The sequence below is a fragment of the Photobacterium sanguinicancri genome, assembly GCF_002265265.1.
Taxonomy (GTDB): Bacteria; Pseudomonadota; Gammaproteobacteria; order Enterobacterales; family Vibrionaceae; genus Photobacterium; species Photobacterium sanguinicancri.
This window is the reverse complement of the sequence record NZ_NOIF01000434.1, coordinates 1-535: the sequence shown is the minus strand read 5'-3', so window position 1 is coordinate 535 and position 535 is coordinate 1. Positions and strand designations below refer to the sequence as shown.

Here is a 535-nt window from a genome sequence, read left to right as displayed (position 1 = left end):
AAATAAATCTAATCCGAATGGTGTAAATAGATTCAAGGTTCTAAATTGATTGGCGGAAGGAGCAGGAATCGAACCTACCAAAGCCTATTCAGCTCACATCGGTTTTGAAGACCGGGAGGGCCACCAGACCCCATCCGCTTCCGCGTTTTGATGTGCTAATATAATCAGAAAATTTAATGACTTAAAAGTAGTTTACGAGTGTTTTGTGATGTTTTCTCCAAACTGACAAACTTATGCAACTTAACTACTATTAAGTAACTGAGTTAACAGACTTATTAATCCGAAAGGAGTATAGGGATAGGCTTGTGAGTAAAATACGAGCAGAAAGTACCGTTTGCTACTACGACTTAATGGATAACTATGATTGTAGGTGACTGTATGGTAATAGCAAATGCCACCTATTGGTTTATTGTTAAAATTGTGAGTTTAAGTTTATTTTAAATTAACATTTTGGTCGGTTTTTTAACGATGGCATATGAAATTTGAGTGATGAGTTGTCTTTTAAAACATTAAATACGAGTTATGCTCTGTTTCA

At 35.3% G+C, this 535-nt stretch carries 1 tRNA gene; it reads right to left on the bottom strand.

Features of this window, described 5'->3' with window-relative positions:
* Window positions 1-50: 50 nt before the first annotated feature.
* Window positions 51-142 (bottom strand) — tRNA-Sec (locus ASV53_RS24470).
* Window positions 143-535: the final 393 nt, after the last annotated feature.